Origin of the sequence: Streptacidiphilus alkalitolerans (assembly GCF_042511045.1) — a bacterium.
Lineage (GTDB): Bacteria > Actinomycetota > Actinomycetes > Streptomycetales > Streptomycetaceae > Streptacidiphilus > Streptacidiphilus alkalitolerans.
The window spans coordinates 236,268-258,953 of record NZ_JBHEZX010000011.1; the positions used below are offsets into that span (position 1 = coordinate 236,268).

The following is a 22,686-nucleotide window of genomic DNA, read 5'->3' on the forward strand; positions in this document are numbered from 1 at the left end:
CCAGACTCCAGACGCTCCTGATCCTCACACCGGGGTTAATCCGTGCTCCAGATCTTCCAACCGAAGCAGCTCTCCTCACGACGGCGCCACCCGCTGGCCGCGCTCGTCGTCCTACTCTTCGCACTGGCGACGACGGGAGGTTTGTACGCCGCGTTCGCTCCCGCGAGCAGTGCGCAGGCGGACTCCGGGCAGTCCCTGTCGGTCGAGCAGGGCAAGAAGCTCTTCGCCGTCGGCTGCTCCAGTTGCCACGGCCTGAACGGCGAAGGCACCAAGGACGGCCCGACCCTGGTGGGTGTGGGATCCGCCGCCGTGGACTTCCAGGTCGGCACCGGACGGATGCCGGCGCAGCAGCCCGGCGCCCAGATCCCCGCGAAGAAGGTCATCTACACGCAGCCCGACATCGACCGGCTGGCCGCCTTCGTCGGCTCGCTGGGCGCGGGTCCGTCGATCCCTTCCTCCGACCAGTACGCCGCAGGCAATGTGGCCAGGGGCGGGGAGCTGTTCCGTACCAACTGCGCGATGTGCCACAACTTCGCCGGAGCCGGCGGCGCGCTGTCCGAGGGCAAGTTCGCCCCCTCGCTGGACGGTGTGAGCCCCAAGCACATCTACGAGGCCATGCAGACCGGCCCGCAGAGCATGCCGAACTTCCCGGACACCACGATGACCCAGCAGAACAAGCAGGACATCATCGCCTACGTCACCCACACGACGAACCCGGCGAAGAACCCCAACTACGGCGGTCTCACGCTGGGCTCGCTGGGCCCGGTCACTGAGGGTCTGTTCGGCTGGATCTTCGCGCTCGGCGCCCTGATCGGTATCGCGATCTGGATCGCCGCCCGCACCCCCAAGGCCAAGAAGTCATGACGAGCCAGGACAACATGTCTGAAGAACACCTGCCGGCGGCCCAAGAGGCCCACGGCGGAGCGGTCGCCGTGGTCGGCGACTCCTTCGCCGATCCGGGGCTGCCGCCCCACGAGCACCGACGTACCGACATCGACGAGCGGGCCGCGGCCCGGGCCGAGCGCCAGGTGGCGTTCTGGTTCCTGCTCTCGATGGTCGCGACGATCGGCTTCATCGCGTCCTACGTGCTGTTCAAGCCGGGACCCCAGCTCAGCAACGTGGTCTACATCTTCCCGATCGGCCACGTCAGCAAGCTGAACTTCTCGCTGGGCATGTGCCTCGGCGTCTCCCTGCTCGGCATCGGCGTCGGCGCGGTCCACTGGGCCCGCACGCTGATGTCGGACGAGGAGCACATCGCCGAGCGGCACCCGATCGAGGCCACCCCCGAGGTCCGCGAGCAGGTCTTCGCGGACTTCCGCCAGGGCGCCAAGGAGAGCGGCTTCGGCCGCCGCAAGCTGATCCGCACCACGATGATCGGCGCCATGGCGATGGTCCCGCTGTCCGCGGTGGTGCTGTTCCGCGACCTCGGCCCGCTGCCGGAGAAGAAGCTCGACAGCACGGACTGGGCCAAGGGCAAGCTCCTGGTCAACATGAACACCACCGAGCCGATCAAGGCCTCCGACATCACCGTCGGCTCGCTGACCTTCGCCATGCCCGAGGGCGTGAAGGAGAGCGACGAGGACTTCCAGGAGGTCATCGCCAAGGCCGCGGTGATGCTGGTCCGGATGCAGCCCGACGACATCAAGGACAAGAAGTCGGCGTCCTGGGGCTACGAGGGCGTCCTGGTCTACTCCAAGATCTGCACCCACGTCGGCTGCCCGATCAGCCTCTACGAGCAGCAGACGCACCACGTCCTGTGCCCGTGCCACCAGTCGACCTTCGACCTGTCCGACGGCGGCCGAGTGATCTTCGGCCCGGCCGGCCACCCGCTGCCGCAGCTGCGGGTCTCGGTCAACGGCGACGGCTACCTCGAAGCGCTCGGCGACTTCAGCCAGCCCGTCGGCCCCGGCTTCTGGGAGCGCAGCTAATGACCATCCACGCGGAAACGCCGCACTCGGCGGAAGAATCGCACGGCGACGACCACCAGGTCGGCCACAGCGAGGCCGGGGTCGAGCAGGCCCACATCGGCGAGAAGGCCGCGGACTGGGCCGACGGACGCCTCGGCATCTACGGCCTGGCCAAGGCCAACATGCGGAAGATCTTCCCGGACCACTGGTCCTTCATGCTCGGGGAGATCTGCCTCTACAGCTTCATCATCATCATCCTGACCGGCGTGTACCTGACGCTGTTCTTCACCCCCAGCATGGGCGAGGTCGTCTACCACGGCACCTACACCCCGCTGAACGGCATCCGGATGTCGGAGGCCTACAAGTCCACCCTGGACATCAGCTTCGACGTCCGCGGCGGCCTGCTGATCCGTCAGATCCACCACTGGGCGGCCATCGTCTTCGTGGCGGCCATGCTGGTGCACATGATGCGCGTCTTCTTCACCGGCGCGTTCCGCAAGCCCCGCGAGATCAACTGGCTGTTCGGCTTCCTGCTGCTGTTCCTGGGCATGTTCGACGGCTTCATGGGCTACTCGCTCCCGGACGACCTGCTCTCCGGCACCGGTATCCGCTTCATGGAGGGCGCGATCCTGGCCACCCCGGTGGTCGGCACGTACATCGCGATGTTCCTGTACGGGGGCCAGTTCCCCGGCAACGACATCATCCCGCGCTTCTACACGATCCACGTGCTGCTGATCCCGGGCATCATGCTGGGCCTGCTGGTGGCCCACCTGATCCTGGTCTTCTACCACAAGCACACCCAGTTCGCGGGCCCCGGCCGGACCGAGAAGAACGTCATCGGCATGCCGCTGATGCCGATCTACATGGCCAAGGCCGGCGGGTTCTTCTTCCTGGTGTTCGGCGTGATCGCGATGGTCTCGGCGGTCGCCTCGGTCAACCCGATCTGGGCCTACGGCCCGTACCGCCCCGACCAGGTGTCCACCGACGCCCAGCCGGACTGGTACATGGGCTTCTCCGAGGGCCTGATCCGGATCATGCCGGGCTGGGAGATCAGAGCCTGGGGCCACACCCTGGAACTGGGCGTCTTCATCCCGCTGGTGATCTTCGGCGGGGTGATGATGGTGATCGCCGCCTACCCCTTCCTGGAGGGCTGGATCACCGGCGACAAGCGCGAGCACCACATCCTGGACCGCCCGCGCAACGCGCCGATGCGCACCGCGTTCGGCGTGGCCTGGATCGCGGAGTACCTGATCCTGCTGGTGGCCGGTGGCAACGACCTGTTCGCCACCCACTTCCACCTCTCGATCAACACCATCACCTGGGCCTGCCGGATCCTCTTCTTCGTCGGCCCGGTCATCGCCTTCACGATCACCAAGCGCTGGTGCATCGGGCTGCAGCGGAACGACCGCGAGAAGGTGCTGCACGGCCGCGAGTCGGGCACCATCAAGCGGCTGCCGCACGGTGAGTTCATCGAGGTGCACGCCCCGCTGGACGCCGAGGCGCTGCACACGCTCACCGCGCACGAGCAGCTCCAGCCGCTGGAACTGCCCGCCCCGGTGGACGAGAACGGCGTCAAGGCCAAGGTGCCGGTGCTGACCAAGGTCCGGGCCAAGCTGTCGCAGAGCTACTTCGGAGAGGCGGCGCAGATCCCCAAGCCGACCCCCGAGGAGCACGCCGAGCTCACCAGCGGCCACGGCCACCACTGATCCCGGCGGTAACCGACGGAAGGGCCCCCAGCCTTGAGGCTGGGGGCCCTTCCGTCGTCGGTCAGCTCTCCAGGCGTTCGCCGATCCGGTGCAGGAAGTGCTCCCAGCGGGCCACGAACGCGGGGTCGTGCGGGCTGAGCCCGGTGGCCATCCTGGTGACCTGCGGCAGCAGCGCCGGGTAGCTGGCCAGCGCGAAGCAGAGCAGCCGGAACAGTTCCGGATCGCATTCGTCGTTGATCAGCCCGGCCGCCTGGCGCCGGGCGATCTCGGCGACCTGGGCCTGGATCACCGGCTGCCGCTCCTCCTCGTGCGGGACGGCGCGGTCGCCGTAGGCGAGAGCCTCACGCTCCAGGTAGCCGAGCCAGGAGCCGTCCCCCGCCTCCTGCTCGTGGTAGTGGTAGGCGAGGAAGTCGCCCAGCGCGTCCGGGGCCTCCTCGGCCCGGGCCAGCCGGCTGCTGCGGATGTGCGCCAGCAGGTCGGTGAACAGGGTGTCGCCGACCCGGCCGCCGGTGGCCAGGAACATCGACCAGGCGAAGCCGCCGGCCCAGCCCGGCAGCCGCTCGATCAGCCCGTTGGACGGCTGCCCCGGCGCGTGCGGCAGCCGGTACACCAGCACCGCCGCGACCAGCATCAGCCCGGCCGAGACCGGCAGCATCTCGGAGAACGCGGTGGCGTAGGCCGCGCCCGGCAGCGCCTGCCCGACCAGGGTGAAGAAGCCGAGGCCGAGCAGCGCGACCCCGAGCACATTGCCGGTCTGGATCGCGGTGGTGACGATGCCGGAGCCGGAGCCCGCGTCCTTGGGGTCCACCCCGGAGATGATGGTGCCCACCAGCGGTGAGAAGCCGAGCCCCTGGCCGAGACCGGCGACGAACAGGGTCGGCGCCAGCGACCAGACGGTCAGTGAGGTCCCGGCCGCCGCCGAGGTGGCCGCCGCCCCCAGCATCCCCAGCGCGGCCACCACGTAGCCCAGCGAGAGCACATGGCGGCCCAGCAGCGGCACCAGACGGGGCGCGGTGAGCGAGGTGATGAAGAAGCCGACCGCCCCCGGGGTGTACACCAGCGCGGACTTGAGCGGCGAGAAGCCCAGGCCGGTCTGCAGGTAGACGGCCAGGGTGAACAGGTACCCGGCATAACCGAGCATGTACAGCATGGCGATGGGCACTCCGCTGGCGAAGCTGCGGTTGCGGAACAGCTCCAGCCGGACCAGCGGCTGCCCGCCGGCCGCGGAGACCCGCCTCTCGTAGCGGACGAAGGCGTAGCCGACCGGCAGCGCCGCCACCAGGCAGGCCAGCAGCCAGACGGGCCAGCCCTGGTCCCGGCCGATCAGCAGCGGCACGGTCAGCAGCAGCAGGAACAGCGTGGCCAGGCCGACCCCGCCGAGGTCCAGCCGGGTCCTGGCCTCCGGTCGGTCGGCGGGCAGCCAGAGCAGCGCCGCCAGCACCGCCAGCAGCCCGATCGGGACGTTGACCAGGAAGACCGGCCGCCAGGTCCAGCCGAAGAGGTTCGCGGCCAGCAGGCTGCCGCCGATCAGCTGTCCGGCGATGGAGGCGATGCCGATGACCGCCCCGAAGGTGCCCAGCGCCTTGCTCCGGGCCGGCCCCGCGTAGGTGGACTGGATGATCGCCAGCACCTGCGGGTAGAGCAGCGCCCCGCCGATGCCCTGCAGCACCCGGGCGATGATCAGCACCAGGATGCTGGGCGCCGCCCCGCAGAGCGCCGAGGCGGCGGAGAACAGCAGCAGGCCGATCACGAACATCCGTTTGCGGCCGAGGATGTCCCCCAGCCGGCCGCCGGTGACGAGCAGTGAGGCATAGGCGATGGTGTAGCCGGAGACCACCAGTTCGACCGCACCGAAGCCCGCGTGCAGGCCGCCCCGGATCGAGGGGATGGCCACATTGACGATGGCGACGTCGAGCACCGCCATGAAGGTGCCGACCAGGACCACGGGCAGCACAAATCTCGACCGCTGCCCGTCCGTCCCCGCCGAGGATATGGACGCGCGTACCGCGGTGGCGCTCTCGGACACCGAAATCCCCCTCCTGGAAAGCCAGTTACCGTACTCGCCCATTGTTGCGGGAAGGGATCGTACGTACTGGATCTTTCAGGAGTCGGCGCGGATTCCTCAGGCCTCCGGGCGGATCAGTCCGACCTGGGCGGTGCCGCCGGCGCCGGTCACCGCCGAGGTCCGCACCGGCTGCCCCAGCGCGCTGCCCTTGAGCCAGTCGGTCCAGGACAGGTTCCAGTCGCCGAAGCCGTTGCCGAAGGGCTCCATGGCGTGGCCCTTGCTGTTGACCACCTGGACCACGTCGCCCTTGTGGAAGGTGTCGTAGAACCAGTGCGCGTCGTCGGTGCTCATCCCGGTGCAGCCGTGGCTGACGTTGGAGACCCCCTGCGAGCCCACCGACCAGGGCGCGGCGTGGACGTACTCGCCGCTCCAGGTGACCCTGGTGTCCCAGAGCACGTTCAGGGCGTAGGCGTTGGAGCTGCCGGCCGCGATGCCGACGGTGCTGGAGTCCATGAACACCGACTGCTCCTGCTCCAGCACCACCTTGACGCCGTTGCGGGTGTCGAAGCCCGGCTTGCCGGTGGTGACCGGCAGCGACTTGATCTTCTGGTCGTTGCGGTAGACCGTCATGTAGTCGCTGCCCGCGTCGGTCAGCGCCAGCAGCTTGTCCCCGGTGCTGAAGGAGACGCTGCTGGCCTTGCCACCGTAGACGTCCCCGGTGATCCGCCGGCCCTGCATCTCGAAGGCCGCGCTGATCCGGGCGTGGGCCGGCCAGTAGTCCTGCGGACGGAAGTGCAGCGTCTTGTCATCGACCCAGTACCAGCTGCCGGTCACCGCCGGGGTGGAGCTGACGACCAGTCCGCGCTCCACCGCCTGCCGCCCCGCGGTGTCGTGCACCGGCAGGCTCAGCGTCGCGGTGATCGGCTCGCCGACGCCGTAGACGGCGCTGTCGCCGGGTGTCAGCTGGGCGGTGAGGGTCTTGGCGGCCGGCTTGGTGGTGAACTGCTGGACGGTGCTTCCGCGCCCGCCGTGGCCGTCGTCCGCGCTGACCCGCACGGTGTACTGCTGGCCGGCGCTGAGCGGGGTGCTCGAGGTCCAGCTGCGGTCGTCGGGCGCGGCCGTCCCGGCTACCCGGCGGCCGTCGGCGGAGGTCACCGTGACATCGGTGAGCGTGCCCTTCCCGGCCCTGACCACCAGCGGCGCGGACGGGTCCACCTGGGTCTTTCCCGCGTAGCTGACGCTGACCAGCGAGGCCGCGTCCACCGAGGTCTCCTGCCCGGGCGGGGAGTCGCCACTGCAACCGGAGAGCGCCAGTGGAGCCGTCAGCAGGGCCGCTGCCGCCAGATACCGAGCCCGCATCGCGTGTCCTTCCAGGGTGCCGCGTCAAAAATCCGACGTATCGTCACACTCTAGGAAGTTCTCCGACAATCCACCCGCCGACTGCCTCGGAAGAGTGAACGCCGAAGGGGCCGGACACGGTGTGTCCGACCCCTTGGCTCAGCGCCGGGGCGCTGTCACTGTGTCTGGTTCTCGCCCCGGTAGTACTCGAAGACCCAGCCGAACAGGCCGATGAGCAGGATCGGGACGGAGAAGTACATCAGCCACCAGCCGAAGATGACGCCCATGAACATCAGCGCCCCGCCGATGCCCAGGGACAGCGGCATCCAGCTGTGCGGGCTGAAGAAGCCCTGGACCCCGGCGTCGTCCGACACCTCGGCCTGCGGGTTGTCGCCGGCCCCGGTGTCCACCCGCTTGGAGGTGAACAGCAGGTAGAAGGCGATGAAGGCGCCGAGCCCGAAGGTCATGAACAGCGCCGTGGTGCCGGTCGGGTCCTTGGACCAGATCCCGTACCAGATGGCGATGCCGAGGACGAAGACGGCGAAGCCCGCGAAGATCTTGCCCTGTTCCCTCATCGGTCACCCTCCTTCGATCCGGTGCCGCCGTCCTTGGCGGCGGCGGCCCTGGCCTCCAGCACCGCGGTCAGGTGCGGGGGCACCTCGCCGTGGTTCTCCAGGTAGTCCTGCGCGGCGATCTCCGGGTGGTGCAGGTCGAACGCCGGGGACTCGGAGCGGATCCGCGGCAGCGTCAGGAAGTTGTGCCGCGGCGGCGGGCAGGAGGTGGCCCACTCCAGCGAGCGGCCGTAGCCCCAGGGGTCGTCGACGTCGACCTTCTCGCCGTACTTGGCGGTCTTCCAGACGTTGTAGAAGAACGGCAGCATCGAGGCGCCCAGGATGAACGAGCCGATGGTGGAGATCAGGTTCAGCGTGGTGAAGCCGTCCGTGGACAGGTACGTCGCGTAGCGGCGCGGCATGCCCTCGGCGCCCAGCCAGTGCTGCACCAGGAAGGTGGTGTGGAAGCCGACGAACAGCATCCAGAAGGTGATCTTGCCCAGCCGCTCGTCCAGCATCTTGCCGGTCATCTTGGGCCACCAGAAGTGGAAGCCCGCGAACATCGCGAAGACGACCGTGCCGAACACCACGTAGTGGAAGTGCGCCACCACGAAGTAGGAGTCCGAGACGTGGAAGTCGATCGGCGGGGAGGCCAGCAGCACACCGGTGAGACCGCCGAAGAGGAAGGTCACCAGGAAGCCGACGGTCCACAGCATCGGTGTCTCGAAGCTCAGCGAGCCCCGCCACATCGTGCCGATCCAGTTGAAGAACTTCACCCCGGTGGGCACCGCGATGAGGAACGTCATGAAGGAGAAGAACGGCAGCAGCACCGCGCCGGTGACGTACATGTGGTGCGCCCACACGGTCACCGAGAGGCCGGCGATGGCGATGGTCGCCGCGATCAGGCTCTGGTAGCCGAACATCGGCTTCCGCGAGAACACCGGGATGATCTCGGAGATGATGCCGAAGAACGGCAGCGCGATGATGTACACCTCTGGATGGCCGAAGAACCAGAAAAGGTGCTGCCAGAGGATCGGCCCGCCGTTGGCTGGGTCGAAGACGTGCGCCCCGAACTTCCGGTCCGCTTCCAAGGCCAGCAGGGCCGCCGCCAGGACCGGGAACGCCAGCAGCACCAGCACCGCGGTGAGCAGCACGTTCCACACGAAGATCGGCATCCGGAACATGGTCATGCCGGGGGCACGCATGCAGAGGATGGTGGTGATGAAGTTCACCGAGCCGAGGATGGTGCCGAAGCCCGAGAAGGCCAGACCCATGATCCACATGTCCGCGCCGACGCTCGGCGAGTGGATCGCGTCCGACAGCGGCGAGTAGGCGAACCAGCCGAAGTCGGCCGCACCCTGCGGGGTGAGGAAGCCGCCCACCGCGATCAGCGAGCCGAACAGGTACAGCCAGTACGCGAACATGTTCAGCCGCGGGAACGCCACGTCGGGCGCGCCGATCTGCAGCGGCATGATCCAGTTGGTGAAACCGGCGAACAGCGGGGTGGCGAACATCAGCAGCATGATCGTGCCGTGCATGGTGAACGCCTGGTTGAACTGCTCGTTCGTCAGCACGCCGCCGTTGGGCTGGGCGAGCTGCGCACGCATCGTCAGGGCGAGGATGCCACCGATGATGAAGAAGGCGAACGACGTCACCAGGTACAGGGTGCCGATCGTCTTGTGGTCAGTGGTGGTCATCCACTTGATGATCTGGGTGCCGGACTTGCGCTCCAGCGCGGGCTTCCGGACCGTGGCGGACGTCCCGCCGAGGGTCGACCCCTGGGGTTCGTTGAGGATCGTCATTTGGCGTTGTCCACTCCGGTGGTCGTGATGCCCGCGGGCACGTAACCCTTCTGGCCCTTGGCCCGCAGGTCGTCGAGGTGCTGCTGGAACTCCGCCGGGGTGACGACCTTGACGTTGAAGAGCATCTGGGAGTGGTCCACGCCGCAGAGCTCGGTGCACTTGCCGCGGAAGGTGCCCAGCACGGTCGGGGTCACCGTGAACTTGTTCACCACGCCCGGGATGACGTCCATCTTCATCAGGAAGTCGACCGGCCAGAAGCCGTGGATGACGTCGCGCGAGGTCATCTCGAACTCGACCGACTCGCCCTTCGGCAGCCACAGCGTGGGGATCGCGTCAGGGGTGCCCACGTCGTAGGCGCCGTCCTGCGGCCCGTCCGTCGCGGACTGCTTCTGCGGGTCGACCTCGTGGTTGTAGTTGAACGCCCAGCTCCACTGGAAGCCCACCACATTGATGACGTTCTGCGGCTTGTCGTTCTTCAGCAGGTAGTTCTCGTCACGCGCGGTGTAGAAGAAGAACACCGACACCATGATCAGCGGAACTACTGTGAACAGGGCCTCGACAGGCATGTTGTAGCGGAACTGGGCCGGCACCTCGATCTTGGAGCGGCTGCGCCGGTGGAAGAACACACTCCACAGGATCAGCCCCCAGACGAGTGCGCCGACCGCCAGCGCCGCGATCCACGAGCTCTGCCAGATGAAGAGAACGGTCTTGCCCTGCTCGTCACGCGGAGTGGGCAGGCCGAGCCGGGGCAGTTGCGAGGACGAGCAGCCGGTGGCGGTGGCAAGGACGAGGCCCAGCGTCAGCGCAGAGAGCAGCTTCCGCCGCATCGAGCGCCGCGGCGAGCGGTCGGAGCCGTTGGGACTCACGTAGCGCCTTCCCGAAGTCTCGCCCGCTCGCGCGCCACCCGGGTCACTCTGGTCCCGGCGGCCCGGTCAGCGGGCAGGGTTTGGATGTTTATGCGGGCCAAACCCTACTCCAGCCCCGACGGGGCTTCGCGGGCAGGTCCGGCTAACGCGCCGAACTGGCCCCCGGATGGCCCCCGAAAGGATGGATTCCCTGGTCAGGTGGGCACTTCGCACACCTGCGGACCGTCCGGGCGACGCACCGGAGCGGTCCGGCTGACACACCATAAGGCACCCAAACGACCACCCCGCGGACGGCCCCCTGACGACTCGCCAGCACCGCCCCGCGTACCGTGGGGAGGTGCCGTACTTCGACGCCGCCTCGACCGCCCCGCTGCACCCGCTCGCCCGGCAGGCGCTGCTCTCCGCGCTCGACGAGGGCTGGGCCGACCCGGCCAGGCTCTACCGGGACGGCCGCCGGGCCCGGATGCTGCTGGACGCGGCCAGGGAGACGGTCGCGGCCGAGCTGGGCGCACGGCCGGACGAAGTGTCCTTCACCACCTCGGGCACCCAGGCCAACCAGCTGGGAGTACTGGGCGCACTCGCCGGAAATCACCGGAACGGGCGTCGTCTCGTACATTCCGCCGTCGAACACTCGTCCGTACTGCATGCCGCCGAGCTGCACGAAGCGGCCGGGGGCAGCGTCCACAGCGTCCCGGTGGACCGTCAGGGACAGGTCTCCGCCGAGGCGTTCGAGACCGCGGTACGCGTCCCCGGCACCGCCCTGGCCGTGCTCCAGTCCGCGAACCACGAGGTCGGCACGCTGCAGCCGGTCGCCGAGGCCGGCGCGGTGTGCGCCGCGGCCGGCGTCCCGCTGCTGGTCGACGCGGCGCAGTCGGCCGGACGGCTGGACGTCCCGGGCGGCTGGTCGCTGCTCACCGCCTCGGCCCACAAGTGGGGCGGGCCGGCCGGCGTCGGCGTGCTGGCGGTGCGCAAGGGCGTCCGCTACCGCTCACCGCTGCCGGCCGACGAACGCGAGGCCGGGCGGGTGCCCGGCTACGTCAACGTGCCCGCGGTGATCGCCGCCGCGGTGGCGCTGCGGGCCGTCCGGCAGGAGGCCGCGGCGCTGAACCCGCTGCAGCGGGACCGGATCGACCGACTGCGCGGCGAGCTGCCCCGGCTGGTGCCCGACCTCGCCGTCCTCGGCGACCCGGAGCGCCGGCTGCCGCACCTGCTCACCTTCTCCTGCCTGTACGTGGACGGCGAGGCGCTGCTGGGCGAACTGGACCGAGCCGGCTTCGCCGTCTCCTCCGGCTCCTCCTGCAGTTCCAGCACGCTGACACCGAGCCATGTGCTGGCCGCGATGGGCGCGCTCACCGAGGGCAACGTCCGGGTGTCGCTGCCGCCGGACTGCACCGACGCCGACATCGACCTCTTCCTGGACGTCCTGCCGAAGGCCGTCGCCACGGTCCGCGCGAAGCTCGACCCCCCGTCGACCGAGCGGGTGGGTGACGACACCCTGGTCCTGGACACCCTCGGCCGCAGGTGTCCGATCCCGGTGATCGAACTCGCCAAGTACATCGGCACGGTGCCTGTCGGTGGGCTTATCGCGGTGCTGTCCGACGACGAGGCGGCGCGGTTGGACATCCCGGCGTGGTGCGAGATGCGGTCACAGGAGTACGTGGGCGAGACTTCGCCTCAGCGGTACCTGGTCCGCCGTCTGAGCTGAGGTTCGCGCGCGCTTTAAACAAGCACAGCCCCGCGCCCCCTACGGACCTCAGGGGCGCGGGGAACTGCGCGAAGTACCGTCACAGACCCGCACCGTCCGACTAAGCCAGGTGCCCGCGAACCTCCGCCGCAGCCTCCTCCCCGTAGGCGACCGCAAAGCGGTCGAGGAAGTGCCCGCGGCGCAGCTCGTACTCCTGGGTGCCGACGGTCTCGATCACCAGCGTCGCCAGCATCGAACCGATCTGCGCGCACCGCTCAAGGCCGAGTTCCCAGGTCAGCCCCGCGAGGAAGCCCGCGCGGAACGCGTCGCCGACACCCGTGGGGTCCGCCTTGACGGTCTCCTGCGGGCAGGAGACCACGATCGGCAGCTCGCCCTTCCGGTCGATCCGCGCACCCTTCGCGCCCAGCGTGGTGACCCGCACCCCGACCCGGTCCAGGATCTCCTCCTCGGACCAGCCGGTCTTGGTCTCGATCAGCGCCTTCTCGTACTCGTTGGTGAACAGGTACGCCGCGCCGCCGACCAGCGTGCGGATGTCCTCGCTGTCCATCCGGGCCAGCTGCTGCGACGGGTCGGCCGCGAAGGCGTACCCGCGGGTGCGGCACTCCTCGGTGTGGCGCACCATCGCGTCCGGGTCGTCCGCGCCGATCAGCACCAGGTCCAGGCCGCCGGCCCGCTCCGCGACCGGCTGCAGCTCGATGTTGCGGGCCTCGCTCATCGCCCCGGTGTAGAAGGAGGCGATCTGGTTGTGGTCGGTGTCGGTGGTGCAGACGAACCGGGCGGTGTGCCGGGTCTCCGAGATCCGCACCGCGCTGGTGTCCACGTTGTGCCGGTCCAGCCAGGACCGGTACTCGGCGAAGTCCGCCCCGGCGGCGCCGACCAGGATCGGGCGCAGTCCGAGCAGGCCCATCCCGAAGCAGATGTTGGGGCCGACCCCGCCGCGGCGTACGTCCAGGTTGTCGACCAGGAAGGAGAGCGAGACCGTGTGCATCTGCTCCGCCACGAACTGCTCCGCGAAACGACCAGGGAAGGTCATCAGGTGGTCGGTGGCGATCGATCCGGTGACTGCGATACGCACGAGACTGGCTCCTTGGGAAGGCACGAACGAGTGCGGCGGGGGTGCGAACCGGGGGCTTACCGACCTACCGTACCGGCCCCTCGCTCAGCGTGACCGCAGCGGGGGCGCGTGGTTACCCTGCGGTAGGGCTGGAAGGCGCCCCGATGCCGATCTAGGGTCGGAAGAGGACGGCCCTCCCGCCGCCCTCTCAAGCCTGTGGAGCCACAGATGATGCCCAGGAGCAACCCGATCAACGTTCCCTCCCACCTGCGCGGGGACGCCGATGCCGACACCCTCGCCGGGCTGGTGCGCACCTCGCGGAGGATGGGGCTGTTCTGGCCGCTGCTGGCGACCGCGGAGCCCAAGCCCGCCCCGGCCCGCCGTCCCGGCTTCCCGGTCAGCGCGCACTCCTCCGCTCTGGTGGAGGACCTCTCCGAGTTCGGCTCCTGACGTCACGGTTTGACGCAAGCCTGACATTTTTGGGAACCCAGACCGTGCCTTCCGCGTCCCATCGTCGTTCAGACAGGGACAGCAGCTGGAGGCAGCAATGACTCATAGGTCGTCAACGACGCGGAGGCTGGCCGCACTCGCCGTCCTCGGGGTCGTGGCCCTGGGCGGCACCAACGCGTGCGCGTCCGGTTCGGCCACGACCTCCGCGGGCGGAAGCAGCAGCGGCTCCCCCTCGGCCGGCGCGAGCACCGGGGGGACGGTCCCCAGCCTGGTCCCGCTCCCCACCGAGATCCCGCCCACCACGCCACCGAGCACCGCGCCGGCCGGCGGCGGCGCCTCGGCCCCGGCCACGCCGAGCGGCATCAAGGCCGAGAACTACACGACCGTGAACACCACCCTCACGGTGAACTTCTACGCGGGCGTCTGCGCGACGTACTCGCTGCGCGCGGACCAGTCGTCCACCCCGGGCGAGGTCAAGGTCACCGTCCTGGCCAGGCCGAAGACCGCGAAGGGGCAGATGTGCCCGCAGCTGGTCCAGCTGCAGTCGGTCTCGGCGAACCTGGGCTCGCCGCTGGACCAGCGGACCGTCGTGGACACCGTCTCCGGCAAGGCCGTGCCGCTGGCGCATACGATCCCCGGCGGCACCAAGATGACCCACGGCCCGGTCCACAACTGAGGCCGAGACAGCACGGCGCCCCCGGACCCATCGCGTGGGTCCGGGGGCGCCGTGCTGGACCGACTAGCTGAACGAGTCGCCGCAGGCGCAGGAGCCGGTGGCGTTCGGGTTGTCGATCGTGAAGCCCTGCTTCTCGATGGTGTCGACGAAGTCGATGGTGGCGCCGCCCAGGTACGGGGCGCTCATCCGGTCCGTGACGACGCTGACGCCGCCGAAGTCCTTCACGACATCGCCGTCGAGCGAGCGCTCGTCGAAGAACAGCTGGTAGCGCAGGCCCGAGCAGCCACCCGGCTGCACGGCGACGCGCAGCGCGAGGTCCTCGCGGCCCTCCTGCTCCAGCAGGCTCTTGACCTTGGCCGCGGCGGAATCGCTGAGGAGAAGTCCGCTCTCGACGTGGGTCTCGTCCTGGACGGTCATCTGCATACTCCCGGGTTGTGACGACGAACTGCTGCTACCAGCGGCTAACCGGCGGCGGTCCCGGAGTATTCCGGAACCTCAGTTACTCAGCCTCCATGCTCGCATACCGCTCGACCCGGGTCACTGTTCCCCGGACCGGGGAAGGCGCGAGACTGGGCCCATGATCCTGCGCCCAGTCCGCGACTCAGCGTCGGACGCCGCCGTCGTACGGGAGATCCACAGCGCCGCCGAGGCCGCGCTGGAGCGGCAGTCGGGCGAGCCGCCGGCCCCCTGGACCACGGAGCGCATCGCCGGGCACGAGGCGGTGACCCGGCATCTGGCCAGGACCGACCCGGGCGGCTGCTGGCTCGCCGAGGAGGACGGGCGGACGGTGGGGGCCGCGCTGGCGCTGAAGCGGGAGGGGCTCTGGGGCCTCTCCCTGTTCTGCGTGCTGCCGTCGGCGCAGGGGAACGGGATCGGCAGGCTGCTGCTGGACCACGCCCTCGCCTACGGCCACGGCTGCCTGCGCGGGATGGCCGTCCCCTCGGCGGACGCCGGGGCCGCCCGCCGCTACCACGCGGCGGGGTTCAAGCTGCATCCGCTGATGTCGCTGACCGGGAAGGTCGACCGGGCGGCGCTGCCGGACCCCGGCGGCACACCGGTGCACCTCGGCGACGCCTCGCACCGGCCGCTGCTGGACTCGGTGGACCGGGCCGTGCGCGGTGCGGCGCACGGCCCGGACCACGAGACGCTGCTGCGCACCACCGAGGAACTGCTGGTGGTGGACACCCTCAGCGGCAGCGGCTACTGCTACCGCGACGGCGGCCGGGTGGTGCTGCTCGCCGCCACGTCCAAGCGGCTGGCCGCCGTGCTGCTGACGGCGGCGCTGAGCCGGGTGCCGCCGACCGACGAGGCCGAGATCGCCCACGCCACGGCCGAGCAGGACTGGGCCGTGGACGTCGCTCTGGCCGGCGGGCTGACCTTACGGACCCGCGGCTTCCTGGCGCTGCGCGGGATGCGCCCGCCGGCCCCGTGGCTGCCGTCCGACGCCTTCCTGTGACGCATCACACCATGGTGTCGAGGATCTCCCGGACCATCGCCATGGTGGTGCCCGGGTGCAGGAAGGCGAAGCGGGAGACCACCTCGCCCTCCCAGCCGGTCGGGGTGACGAAGCCGGTCTGGTCCGCCAGCAGCCGCTGCGACCAGGCGTAGTAGTCCGCGGCGGCCCAGCCCCTGCGCCGGTAGACCAGGCTGGACAGTTCCGGCTCGTGCACCACCTCCAGATCCGGGTACTCGGCCCGGATCAGCGCGGCGGTGTCCCTGGCCAGCGCGATCCCGGCCTCGATCGCCTCGCCGTAGGCGTCGGTGCCGTGCACCGCCAGCGAGAACCACAGCGGCAGGCCGCGGGCCCGGCGGGTCAGGTGGTAGGCGTAGTCGGTCGGGTTCCACTCGCTGTTGTCACCGGTGTGCAGCACGTCCAGGTAGGAGGCGTCCTGGGTGTGCACGCCCTTGGCCAGCCAGGGCTTGCGGTAGATCAGCGCGGCGCAGTCGAACGGCGCGAACAGCCACTTGTGCGGGTCCACCACGAAGGAGTCGGCGTGCTCGATGCCGTCGTACTTGGCCCGGACCGAGGGGGCGAAGAGACCGGCCCCGCCGTAGGCGCCGTCGACGTGGAACCAGAGGTCGAACTCGCGGGCGACCTCGGCCAGTCCGGCCAGGTCGTCGACGATCCCGGCGTTGGTGGTCCCGGCGGTGCCGACCACGCCGATCACCGACCCGGGGTCGCCGTCCGCCGCCAGCGCGGCCCGCAGCGCGTCCCCGGTGAGCCGGTGCCCTGTGGTCGGGACCAGCAGTTTCTCCACCCCGATGATGTGCAGGGTGTTGGTCACCGAGGAGTGGGTCTGGTCGCTGACCGCGATCCGCATCCGCGCCCCGGGCGCGAGCCCGCGCTTGTGCCGGGCGGTGTCCCTGGCCACCACCAGGGCGGACAGGTTCCCGGCCGAGCCGCCGGAGACGAAGCAGCCGCCGGCCGTGTCCGGCAGCCCGGCCCGGTCCGAGATCAGCCGCAGCACCTGGTTCTCGGCGGCGATCGCCCCGGCCGCCTCCAGCCAGGAGATGCCCTGCAGCGAGGCGCAGGAGACCACCATGTCGAAGAGCAGCGCGGCCTTGGTCGGCGCGCAGGGGATGAAGGAGAGGTAGCGGGGGCTGTCGGCCGAGATCACGGCCCGGGAGAGCTCGTGGTCGTAGAGCTTCAGCACCTCCGCCGGATCGTTTCCGCCGGCGCTCAGCAGCCCCTCCAGCGCGACGGCCAGCCGTTCGCCGTCGCCGGGGTGGTCCAGCGGCACCGGGTCGTACTGCAGCCGCTCCCGCATGTAGTCGAATACCAGGTCGACCATTCTGGCGTCGTACTGGTGCATGCGCTGGGTCACGGCAGGGTCCTCTCACGGCGGTGTCGGCAAGATCAACCCTAGGCAGCGGACGCCCCTCCCGCCATGGTGGAACCACAAGCCCCACGCAGCATTCCTGCGTCTTCCCGCCCCGCGCGCAGGATGCCGCCGCACACCTGTTTCCCTCGTCAGAGCTCATCGCGCCGCGATCGAATGGGTACGCTGAGTAGGTCTGCGAGTATCCGGTCCATGGGAGCAGTGATGAGCAGCGTGGAGCCCGACACCGAGTGGCCGCGCCCTCCGCAGGGCGGCTACACCGCAGACGACCTGGACCGGCTTCCGCATCTGCCTCCGCATACGGAGCTGATCGACGGGAGCCTCGTCTTCATGAGTCCGCAGACCGATTTCCACTACCTGGCGATCCGCCTGCTCGAGTTCCGGCTGTTGGCGGCAGCGCCGGAGAAGTGGGACATCCGCCGGGAGATGACGGTGACCCTGGGGCCGCGCAACCGCCCCGAGCCGGATCTCATCGTGGTGCGGGCCGAAGCGGTGCAGAGCATGACGCAGACCACCTATCTGCCGGAGGACGTCGCCCTCGCGATCGAGGTGGTGTCGCCGGAGTCCGAGGAGCGCGACCGCGGCATCAAGCCCTACAAGTACGCCAAGGCCGGCATCCGCCACTTCTGGCGGGTCGAGAACGACGGGGGCCGACCGGTCGTCTATGTCTATGAGTCCGATCCCGCGACCAGGAAGTTCGTCGCCACTGGCATCTTCCACGACCGCCTCGTGGTCAGCTTCCCGTTCCCGGTCGAGATCGACCTGACCGACATCGACAAGCGCAGGCTCTAGCCGATCAGGCGGCTCAGTACCACCTGGCTGCGGCTGCGCTGGACGCCGGGCTGCTTGCGGATCCGCTCGATGACCGCCTCCAGGTGGCCGGTGTCGGCGGCCCGGAGGTGGACCAGGGCGTCGGCGTCGCCGGTGACCGTCCAGGCGGCGGCGACCTCGGGGAACTGGCGCAGGGTGGCCAGGATCTCCTCGGGCGAGGTGCGTTCGCGGCAGTAGACCTCGACGAACGCCTCGGTGCGCCAGGCCAGCGCGTCCGGGTCGAGGACCACGGTGAAGCCGCGGACCACCCCGCGCTCGCGCAGCCGGTCCACCCGGCGCTTCACCGCCGTCGCGGAGAGGTTCACCAGCAGGCCGATCTCGGCGTAGGAGGCGCGGCCGTCCCGCCCCAGGAGCTCCAGGACCTTGCGGTCGGTGTCGTCCAGGCGCGGCGAGGGGTTCAGCGGTGCGGGCACGCGTACAGGATTAGCACACGCTCACCCGGCCGGGCGCAGGTGCAGGGCCAGTCCGGTCGCGGTGGCCGCCGCGCACACCAGCCCGGCGGCCAGCACCGCCGCCCCGCCGCCGATCCAGGTCACCGCGACCACCGCCAGCGCGGTCACCGGCAGCACGAACTGCGCCGCCCCGGTCTTGCCGTAGCGGGCGTGCAGCGCCCAGACCACGACCAGGTAGATCCCGGTCGGGACGGTCACCACCGCCGCGGCGAGCAGCCCGGAGGCCTCCGCCGCCCCGGTGGCGTGCTCCACGGCGACCTCCAGGCCCGCCCCGATCGCCGCCAGCGAGAGGAACACCAGGTAGTGGCCGTAGCCCCAGAGGAACGCCTGCCGGTTGGAGCGCAGATGGTCGTGCACCGGCCGGGCGAAGTAGATCCACCAGGCGGAGAAGCAGACCAGCAGCCCGCCCGCGGCGATCGGCAGCACCCGTCCCAGCGCGTCGTGCTCGTCCAGGCCCGACTGCACCGCGACGGTGGCGGCGGCGACCGTCTCGCCCAGCACGATCAGGGTGAACAGCCCGTAGCGCTCGGCGATGTGCTCGGGGTGCCAGGTGGTCTCGTACCGCCGCTCGGCGAAGGCCGGGACGGCCAGCTCGAACGGCACCAGCACCAGCGGGGTCCAGACCTGGACCGCGTGCGGCAGGAACAGCATCACCACCCAGAGGATCTGCGCGCAGGCCACCCCGCCCGCGTAGCGCAGCGCCATGGTGCGCTCCGCCCCGCTCGCGCCCCCGGCCGCCCGGAGCCACTGGGTCACCATCACCGTGCGCATCACCAGGTAGCCGAGCACCCCGACCGCGTAGTGCCCCTCGAACATCCGGGGCACCCCGGCGGCGAAGACCAGCGCCCCGGCGATCTGCACCAGGGTCGCCAGCCGGTACGGGATGTCGTCGGTGTCGTAGGCGGAGGCGAACCAGGAGAAGTTCATCCAGGCCCACCACACGCCGAAGAACACGAAGAGGTACTTGGGCAGCGCGCTCCAGACGTGCCCCTCGGCCAGCGCGTGCGCCAGCTGGGCGCCGGCCTGGGCCACGGCCACCACGAAGCAGAGGTCGAAGAACAGCTCCAGCGGCGTGGACGCCCGGTGCTCCTCGTCCCGCCGTCTGGGCAGCATCCGCCGTACCGCGTTCGACCTGTCGTTCACCTTCCGCATACCCTTCCGGTCGCCCCACCTGCGAGCCTCGCACAGAGCGGTGTGCGTCACACTCCCACGTCGCCTGTCGTTTATGCAGCGCAACGGGGTTATGATAGATAACGTCAGATAGACGAAAAGGGTGGGGCGCCGCTGCCCCACCCCCACAGGAGGGCAGTACGCCCGTGAGCACTACGCCTTTGAACGGCACCCTCGAAGAGCCCGCGCCCACCCCGCTGGCCCTGCTGCTGCTCGGCCGCGAGGCCGACACCGCCAGCGAGCGCGGCGTCGACTGCCCCGGCGACCTGCCCGCCGCCTCCGACCCCGGCCTGGTCGCCCGCGCCCGCGCCGCCAAGGCCGCCCTCGGCGACCGGGTGTTCATCCTCGGCCACCACTACCAGCGGGACGAGGTGATCGAGTTCGCCGATGTCACCGGCGACTCCTTCAAACTGGCCCGCGACGCCGCCAACAAGCCCGAGGCCGAGTTCATCGTCTTCTGCGGCGTGCACTTCATGGCCGAGAGCGCGGACATCCTCACCTCGGTGAACCAGCAGGTGATCCTCCCGGACCTGGCGGCCGGCTGCTCGATGGCCGACATGGCCACCGCCGAGCAGGTCGCCGAGTGCTGGGACGTGCTCAGCGACGCCGGGATCGCCGACACCGTGGTCCCGGTCGCCTATATGAACTCCTCGGCCGACATCAAGGCGTTCACCGGCCGGCACGGCGGCACCATCTGCACCTCCTCCAACGCCGAGCGGGCGCTGACCTGGGCCTTCGAGCAGGGGACCAAGGTGCTGTTCCTGCCGGACCAGCACCTGGGCCGCAACACCGCCGTCCGCGACCTGGGCATCAGCCCGGACGAGTGCGTGCTCTACAACCCGCACAAGCCCAACGGCGGCCTCACCGCCGAGCAGCTGCGGGACGCGAAGATGATCCTCTGGCGCGGCCACTGCTCGGTGCACGGCCGGTTCTCGCTGGACTCGGTGAACGAGGTCCGCGAGCGGGTCCCCGGCGTCACCGTGCTGGTGCACCCGGAGTGCAAGCACGAGGTGGTCGAGGCCGCCGACCTGGTGGGCTCGACCGAGTACATCATCAGGGCGCTGGACGCGGCCGAGCCCGGCAGCAAGTGGGCCGTCGGCACCGAGCTCAACCTGGTCCGCCGGCTGGCGAAGGCGCACCCGGACAAGGAGGTCGTCTTCCTGGACCGCACCGTGTGCTTCTGCTCCACCATGAACCGGATCGACCTGCCGCACCTGGTCTGGACCCTGGAGTCGCTGGTCGAGGGCCGGGTCCCGAACGTGATCACGGTCGACCCGGAGACCGAGAAGTACGCCAAACTGGCGCTGGACCAGATGCTGGCCCTGCCGTAGGCCGAACGCGTGAGGAGGGGCGCCCCGACACCGGGGCGCCCCTCCTCACGCGTCACCGCCACGCACTCAGCCGGGGATGAGCCCGTCCTCGCGCAGCAGCGCCTTGACCTCGTCGACCGTGGCCTCGTCGAACGGAAGCGTGGCCTCCGACGGCAGCAGCACCTCGTGGTCCACCGGCGTCCCCCCGGCTCGCACCGCGGCGAGAAGAGCGGCCAGGCTGACCCGGAAGTCGGCCTCGTCGCCCGTGTCGAGGGCGGCCAGCACGGCGTTGTCCAGCTCGTTGAGCCGGTCCACCAGGCTGTCCGGGACCTCGAACTGCCCCTCCCCCATGATCCTGACGATCACGTGGTCTCTCCCTACTTGTCGAAGCGGGGCTGGTCGGTCGGAGTGGCGCCCGGCTGGCCCTGCTCGATCGCGGGGGTGGCCGGAGCGGATCCGCCGGACAGTTCTGCCTTCATCCTGGCGAGCTCGAGCTCCACGTCCGAGCCGCTGGACATGCGCTCCAGCTCGGCCGTGATGTCGTCCTTGCGCATGCCCGAGGAGTCCTCGAGCGCACCGGAGGCGAGCAGCTCGTCGATCGCGCCGGCCCGCGCCTGCATCTGCGCGGTCTTGTCCTCGGCCCGCTGGATCGCCAGGCCGACGTCGCCCATCTCCTCCGAGATGCCGGAGAAGGACTCGGCGATCCGGGTCTGCGCCTGCGCGGCCGTGTAGGTGGCCTTGATGGTCTCCTTCTTGGTACGGAAGGCGTCCACCTTGGCCTGCAGCCGCTGGGAGGCCAGCGTGAGCTTCTCCTCCTCGCCCTGCAGCGCCTGGTACTGCGTCTCCAGGTCGGAGACCTGCTGCTGGATCCCGGAGCGGCGGGTGAGCGCCTCGCGGGCCAGGTCCTCGCGGCCGAGGGAGAGCGCCTTGCGGCCCTGCTCCTCCAGCGTCGAGGACTGCTTCTGAAGCTGCTGGAGCTGGAGCTCCAGGCGCTTGCGGGACGTCGCCACATCGGCCACTCCACGACGCACCTTCTGCAGCAGTTCGAGCTGCTTCTGGTACGAGTAGTCGAGTGTCTCCCGTGGGTCCTCCGCACGGTCCAAGGCACTGTTCGCCTTGGCGCGGAAGATCATCGACATCCGCTTCATGATTCCGTCGCTCATGGGCCTCGCGCGCCCCCTTCTCCGGCCTGCCGGTTCTTGTACCCAAGACTACGGGGCTCGGGGCGTCCACCGCAGCGCACCTGCCTGCAACAAGAGTGCTACAGCCGGGCCGCGTCAGCGTCATCCGTGCGGGGGATTCGGCCCGGAAGGGCCTCGCCCGCAGGGCGGAGCGCGACCCTGACCACCCGTGGTTCCCTGCAGGACTAGGGATTAGTCCCCTGACCACGTACTCTTTCCCTGTGTTCCGACGAAGCTCCCAGGATGCCCCCGCAGACGCCGTCACGCTCGAGAAGCCCGACGCGCCCGAGCGGCCCGCAGAAGCGAAAAAGGGCCGCCCCACGCCCAAGCGCAGCGAGGCCGAGGCCAACCGGCGCGGCCGCGCCTATGTGCCCAAGGACCGCAAGGAGGCAGCCAAGGACGCCCGGGTGCGCGAGCGCGCCGCCCGGGAGAAGGCCCGCGCCGCGCTGCTGACCGGTGACGAGGCCGGGCTGCCGCCCCGCGACAAGGGCCCGGTGCGCCGCTTCGCGCGTGACTACGTGGACTCCAGGATGACCGCCGCCGAGTGGTTCCTGCCGTTCGCCGTGCTGATCCTGGTGCTGAGCGTCACCAAGAGCACCGAGCTGAAGTTCCTGTCGCTGGTGCTGTGGGTGGTCATCATCGTGCTGATGGTGGTGCACTCGGTGATCCTCTCCTTCGGCCTGCGCAAGCAGCTCCGGCTGCGGTTCGCCGACAAGAGCCACAAGGGCGCGCTCCCGTACATGCTGATCCGCACCCTGCAGATGCGCCGCTTCCGGCTGCCGAAGCCGCAGGTCAAGCGAGGGCAGAAGCCCTGATCGAGACCTTCGCCCACCGGGGCCGGC

General features: G+C 69.9%; 22 protein-coding genes. 10 read left to right on the forward strand and 12 right to left on the reverse strand.

All coding sequences use genetic code 11. The features are described 5' to 3' along the window. Positions 1-51: 51 nt before the first annotated feature. Genes qcrC through qcrB form a run of 3 tightly spaced genes read left to right on the forward strand, consistent with a single transcriptional unit; the run spans position 52 to position 3,613 of the window. Positions 52-864: a cytochrome bc1 complex diheme cytochrome c subunit gene (gene qcrC / locus ACEZDG_RS24735; protein WP_380513276.1), complete on the forward strand. Its 813-nt coding sequence runs from the start codon at positions 52-54 to the stop codon at positions 862-864. Further along, the gene (gene qcrA / locus ACEZDG_RS24740; RefSeq protein ID WP_380513206.1) at positions 861-1,928 is read left to right on the forward strand and encodes a cytochrome bc1 complex Rieske iron-sulfur subunit; all 1,068 of its coding nucleotides are present in this window, start codon (positions 861-863) and stop codon (positions 1,926-1,928) included. Before qcrC ends, qcrA begins: the two co-directional genes overlap by 4 nt. Next, complete coding sequence (gene qcrB / locus ACEZDG_RS24745; RefSeq protein WP_380513208.1) at positions 1,928-3,613, forward strand: cytochrome bc1 complex cytochrome b subunit; 1,686 nt, start codon at positions 1,928-1,930, stop codon at positions 3,611-3,613. Before qcrA ends, qcrB begins: the two co-directional genes overlap by 1 nt. Before the next feature lie 61 nt (positions 3,614-3,674). Here the strand turns inward: qcrB and ACEZDG_RS24750 are convergent, their stop codons facing one another. The 5 genes from ACEZDG_RS24750 to ctaC form a co-directional block, all read right to left on the reverse strand. Further along, positions 3,675-5,639 (reverse strand): MFS transporter, encoded by a 1,965-nt coding sequence (locus ACEZDG_RS24750; RefSeq protein ID WP_380513210.1) that lies wholly within the window; start codon positions 5,637-5,639, stop codon positions 3,675-3,677. 96 nt (positions 5,640-5,735) lie between these two features. Next, positions 5,736-6,977, reverse strand: a complete 1,242-nt coding sequence (locus ACEZDG_RS24755) for a L,D-transpeptidase (protein ID WP_380513211.1) — start codon at positions 6,975-6,977, stop codon at positions 5,736-5,738. A gap of 155 nt (positions 6,978-7,132) precedes the next feature. Next, a complete protein-coding gene (locus tag ACEZDG_RS24760) occupies positions 7,133-7,531 on the reverse strand; it encodes a cytochrome c oxidase subunit 4 (RefSeq protein WP_380513213.1) in 399 nt (132 codons plus the stop codon). Beyond that, the gene (gene ctaD / locus ACEZDG_RS24765; protein ID WP_380513215.1) at positions 7,528-9,309 is read right to left on the reverse strand and encodes an aa3-type cytochrome oxidase subunit I; all 1,782 of its coding nucleotides are present in this window, start codon (positions 9,307-9,309) and stop codon (positions 7,528-7,530) included. The genes ACEZDG_RS24760 and ctaD overlap by 4 nt, the downstream gene beginning before the upstream one ends. After that, entirely contained in the window at positions 9,306-10,175 is an 870-nt protein-coding gene (gene ctaC, locus ACEZDG_RS24770; protein WP_380513216.1) for an aa3-type cytochrome oxidase subunit II, read from the reverse strand. The genes ctaD and ctaC overlap by 4 nt, the downstream gene beginning before the upstream one ends. A gap of 337 nt (positions 10,176-10,512) precedes the next feature. Here ctaC and ACEZDG_RS24775 point away from each other — a divergent pair, with 337 nt between their 5' ends. Next, complete coding sequence (locus ACEZDG_RS24775; protein WP_380513218.1) at positions 10,513-11,880, forward strand: cysteine desulfurase/sulfurtransferase TusA family protein; 1,368 nt, start codon at positions 10,513-10,515, stop codon at positions 11,878-11,880. Between the two features lie 100 nt (positions 11,881-11,980). Here the strand turns inward: ACEZDG_RS24775 and ACEZDG_RS24780 are convergent, their stop codons facing one another. Beyond that, on the reverse strand, positions 11,981-12,955 hold the full coding sequence (locus ACEZDG_RS24780; protein WP_380513220.1) for a carbohydrate kinase family protein: 975 nt from the start codon (positions 12,953-12,955) through the stop codon (positions 11,981-11,983). Between the two features lie 207 nt (positions 12,956-13,162). On the opposite strand from ACEZDG_RS24780, the gene ACEZDG_RS24785 reads away from it, so the two are divergent. Beyond that, positions 13,163-13,384: a hypothetical protein gene (locus tag ACEZDG_RS24785; protein ID WP_380513222.1), complete on the forward strand. Its 222-nt coding sequence runs from the start codon at positions 13,163-13,165 to the stop codon at positions 13,382-13,384. A 97-nt stretch (positions 13,385-13,481) separates the two neighbouring features. Then, entirely contained in the window at positions 13,482-14,060 is a 579-nt protein-coding gene (locus ACEZDG_RS24790) for a hypothetical protein (protein WP_380513224.1), read from the forward strand. A 63-nt stretch (positions 14,061-14,123) separates the two neighbouring features. On the opposite strand, the gene ACEZDG_RS24795 is transcribed toward ACEZDG_RS24790, so the two are convergent. Beyond that, positions 14,124-14,477 carry a HesB/IscA family protein gene (locus ACEZDG_RS24795; RefSeq protein WP_380513226.1) on the reverse strand — a complete coding sequence of 118 codons (354 nt, stop codon included), beginning with the start codon at positions 14,475-14,477 and terminating at the stop codon, positions 14,124-14,126. A gap of 160 nt (positions 14,478-14,637) precedes the next feature. Between ACEZDG_RS24795 and ACEZDG_RS24800 the strand changes: the two genes are divergently transcribed. Next, positions 14,638-15,516: a GNAT family N-acetyltransferase gene (locus ACEZDG_RS24800; protein ID WP_380513228.1), complete on the forward strand. Its 879-nt coding sequence runs from the start codon at positions 14,638-14,640 to the stop codon at positions 15,514-15,516. 4 nt (positions 15,517-15,520) lie between these two features. Here ACEZDG_RS24800 and ACEZDG_RS24805 read toward each other — a convergent pair whose 3' ends face one another. Continuing rightward, the gene (locus tag ACEZDG_RS24805) at positions 15,521-16,885 is read right to left on the reverse strand and encodes a pyridoxal phosphate-dependent decarboxylase family protein (protein ID WP_380513229.1); all 1,365 of its coding nucleotides are present in this window, start codon (positions 16,883-16,885) and stop codon (positions 15,521-15,523) included. A gap of 219 nt (positions 16,886-17,104) precedes the next feature. Between ACEZDG_RS24805 and ACEZDG_RS24810 the strand changes: the two genes are divergently transcribed. After that, complete coding sequence (locus tag ACEZDG_RS24810) at positions 17,105-17,692, forward strand: Uma2 family endonuclease (protein WP_380513231.1); 588 nt, start codon at positions 17,105-17,107, stop codon at positions 17,690-17,692. On the opposite strand, the gene ACEZDG_RS24815 is transcribed toward ACEZDG_RS24810, so the two are convergent. Both ACEZDG_RS24815 and ACEZDG_RS24820 read right to left on the reverse strand, forming a co-directional pair. After that, positions 17,689-18,144: an Lrp/AsnC family transcriptional regulator gene (locus tag ACEZDG_RS24815; protein WP_380513233.1), complete on the reverse strand. Its 456-nt coding sequence runs from the start codon at positions 18,142-18,144 to the stop codon at positions 17,689-17,691. The two genes, ACEZDG_RS24810 and ACEZDG_RS24815, sit on opposite strands and share 4 nt — an antisense overlap. Before the next feature lie 21 nt (positions 18,145-18,165). Then, positions 18,166-19,296: a low temperature requirement protein A gene (locus tag ACEZDG_RS24820; protein WP_380513278.1), complete on the reverse strand. Its 1,131-nt coding sequence runs from the start codon at positions 19,294-19,296 to the stop codon at positions 18,166-18,168. A gap of 203 nt (positions 19,297-19,499) precedes the next feature. On the opposite strand from ACEZDG_RS24820, the gene nadA reads away from it, so the two are divergent. Next, positions 19,500-20,684: a quinolinate synthase NadA gene (gene nadA, locus ACEZDG_RS24825; RefSeq protein WP_380513235.1), complete on the forward strand. Its 1,185-nt coding sequence runs from the start codon at positions 19,500-19,502 to the stop codon at positions 20,682-20,684. A 66-nt stretch (positions 20,685-20,750) separates the two neighbouring features. On the opposite strand, the gene pspAA is transcribed toward nadA, so the two are convergent. Then, a complete protein-coding gene (gene pspAA, locus ACEZDG_RS24830) occupies positions 20,751-21,029 on the reverse strand; it encodes a PspA-associated protein PspAA (protein WP_380513236.1) in 279 nt (92 codons plus the stop codon). Between the two features lie 11 nt (positions 21,030-21,040). After that, on the reverse strand, positions 21,041-21,826 hold the full coding sequence (locus ACEZDG_RS24835; protein WP_380513238.1) for a PspA/IM30 family protein: 786 nt from the start codon (positions 21,824-21,826) through the stop codon (positions 21,041-21,043). A gap of 239 nt (positions 21,827-22,065) precedes the next feature. Between ACEZDG_RS24835 and ACEZDG_RS24840 the strand changes: the two genes are divergently transcribed. Further along, positions 22,066-22,659, forward strand: a complete 594-nt coding sequence (locus ACEZDG_RS24840; RefSeq protein WP_380513240.1) for a DUF3043 domain-containing protein — start codon at positions 22,066-22,068, stop codon at positions 22,657-22,659. Positions 22,660-22,686 lie beyond the last annotated feature (27 nt).

Excerpts from the sequence above, each read along its gene's own strand:
- qcrA (WP_380513206.1), top strand. The coding sequence starts at position 861 with ATGACGAGCCAGGACAACATGTCTGAAGAACACCTGCCGGCGGCCCAA.
- qcrB (WP_380513208.1), top strand. The coding sequence starts at position 1,928 with ATGACCATCCACGCGGAAACGCCGCACTCGGCGGAAGAATCGCACGGC.
- ACEZDG_RS24755 (WP_380513211.1), bottom strand. The coding sequence starts at position 6,977 with ATGCGGGCTCGGTATCTGGCGGCAGCGGCCCTGCTGACGGCTCCACTG.
- ACEZDG_RS24760 (WP_380513213.1), bottom strand. The coding sequence starts at position 7,531 with ATGAGGGAACAGGGCAAGATCTTCGCGGGCTTCGCCGTCTTCGTCCTC.
- ctaD (WP_380513215.1), bottom strand. The coding sequence starts at position 9,309 with ATGACGATCCTCAACGAACCCCAGGGGTCGACCCTCGGCGGGACGTCC.
- ACEZDG_RS24785 (WP_380513222.1), top strand. The coding sequence starts at position 13,163 with ATGATGCCCAGGAGCAACCCGATCAACGTTCCCTCCCACCTGCGCGGG.
- ACEZDG_RS24790 (WP_380513224.1), top strand. The coding sequence starts at position 13,482 with ATGACTCATAGGTCGTCAACGACGCGGAGGCTGGCCGCACTCGCCGTC.
- ACEZDG_RS24795 (WP_380513226.1), bottom strand. The coding sequence starts at position 14,477 with ATGACCGTCCAGGACGAGACCCACGTCGAGAGCGGACTTCTCCTCAGC.
- ACEZDG_RS24800 (WP_380513228.1), top strand. The coding sequence starts at position 14,638 with ATGATCCTGCGCCCAGTCCGCGACTCAGCGTCGGACGCCGCCGTCGTA.
- ACEZDG_RS24810 (WP_380513231.1), top strand. The coding sequence starts at position 17,105 with ATGAGCAGCGTGGAGCCCGACACCGAGTGGCCGCGCCCTCCGCAGGGC.
- ACEZDG_RS24820 (WP_380513278.1), bottom strand. The coding sequence starts at position 19,296 with ATGCTGCCCAGACGGCGGGACGAGGAGCACCGGGCGTCCACGCCGCTG.
- ACEZDG_RS24835 (WP_380513238.1), bottom strand. The coding sequence starts at position 21,826 with ATGAGCGACGGAATCATGAAGCGGATGTCGATGATCTTCCGCGCCAAG.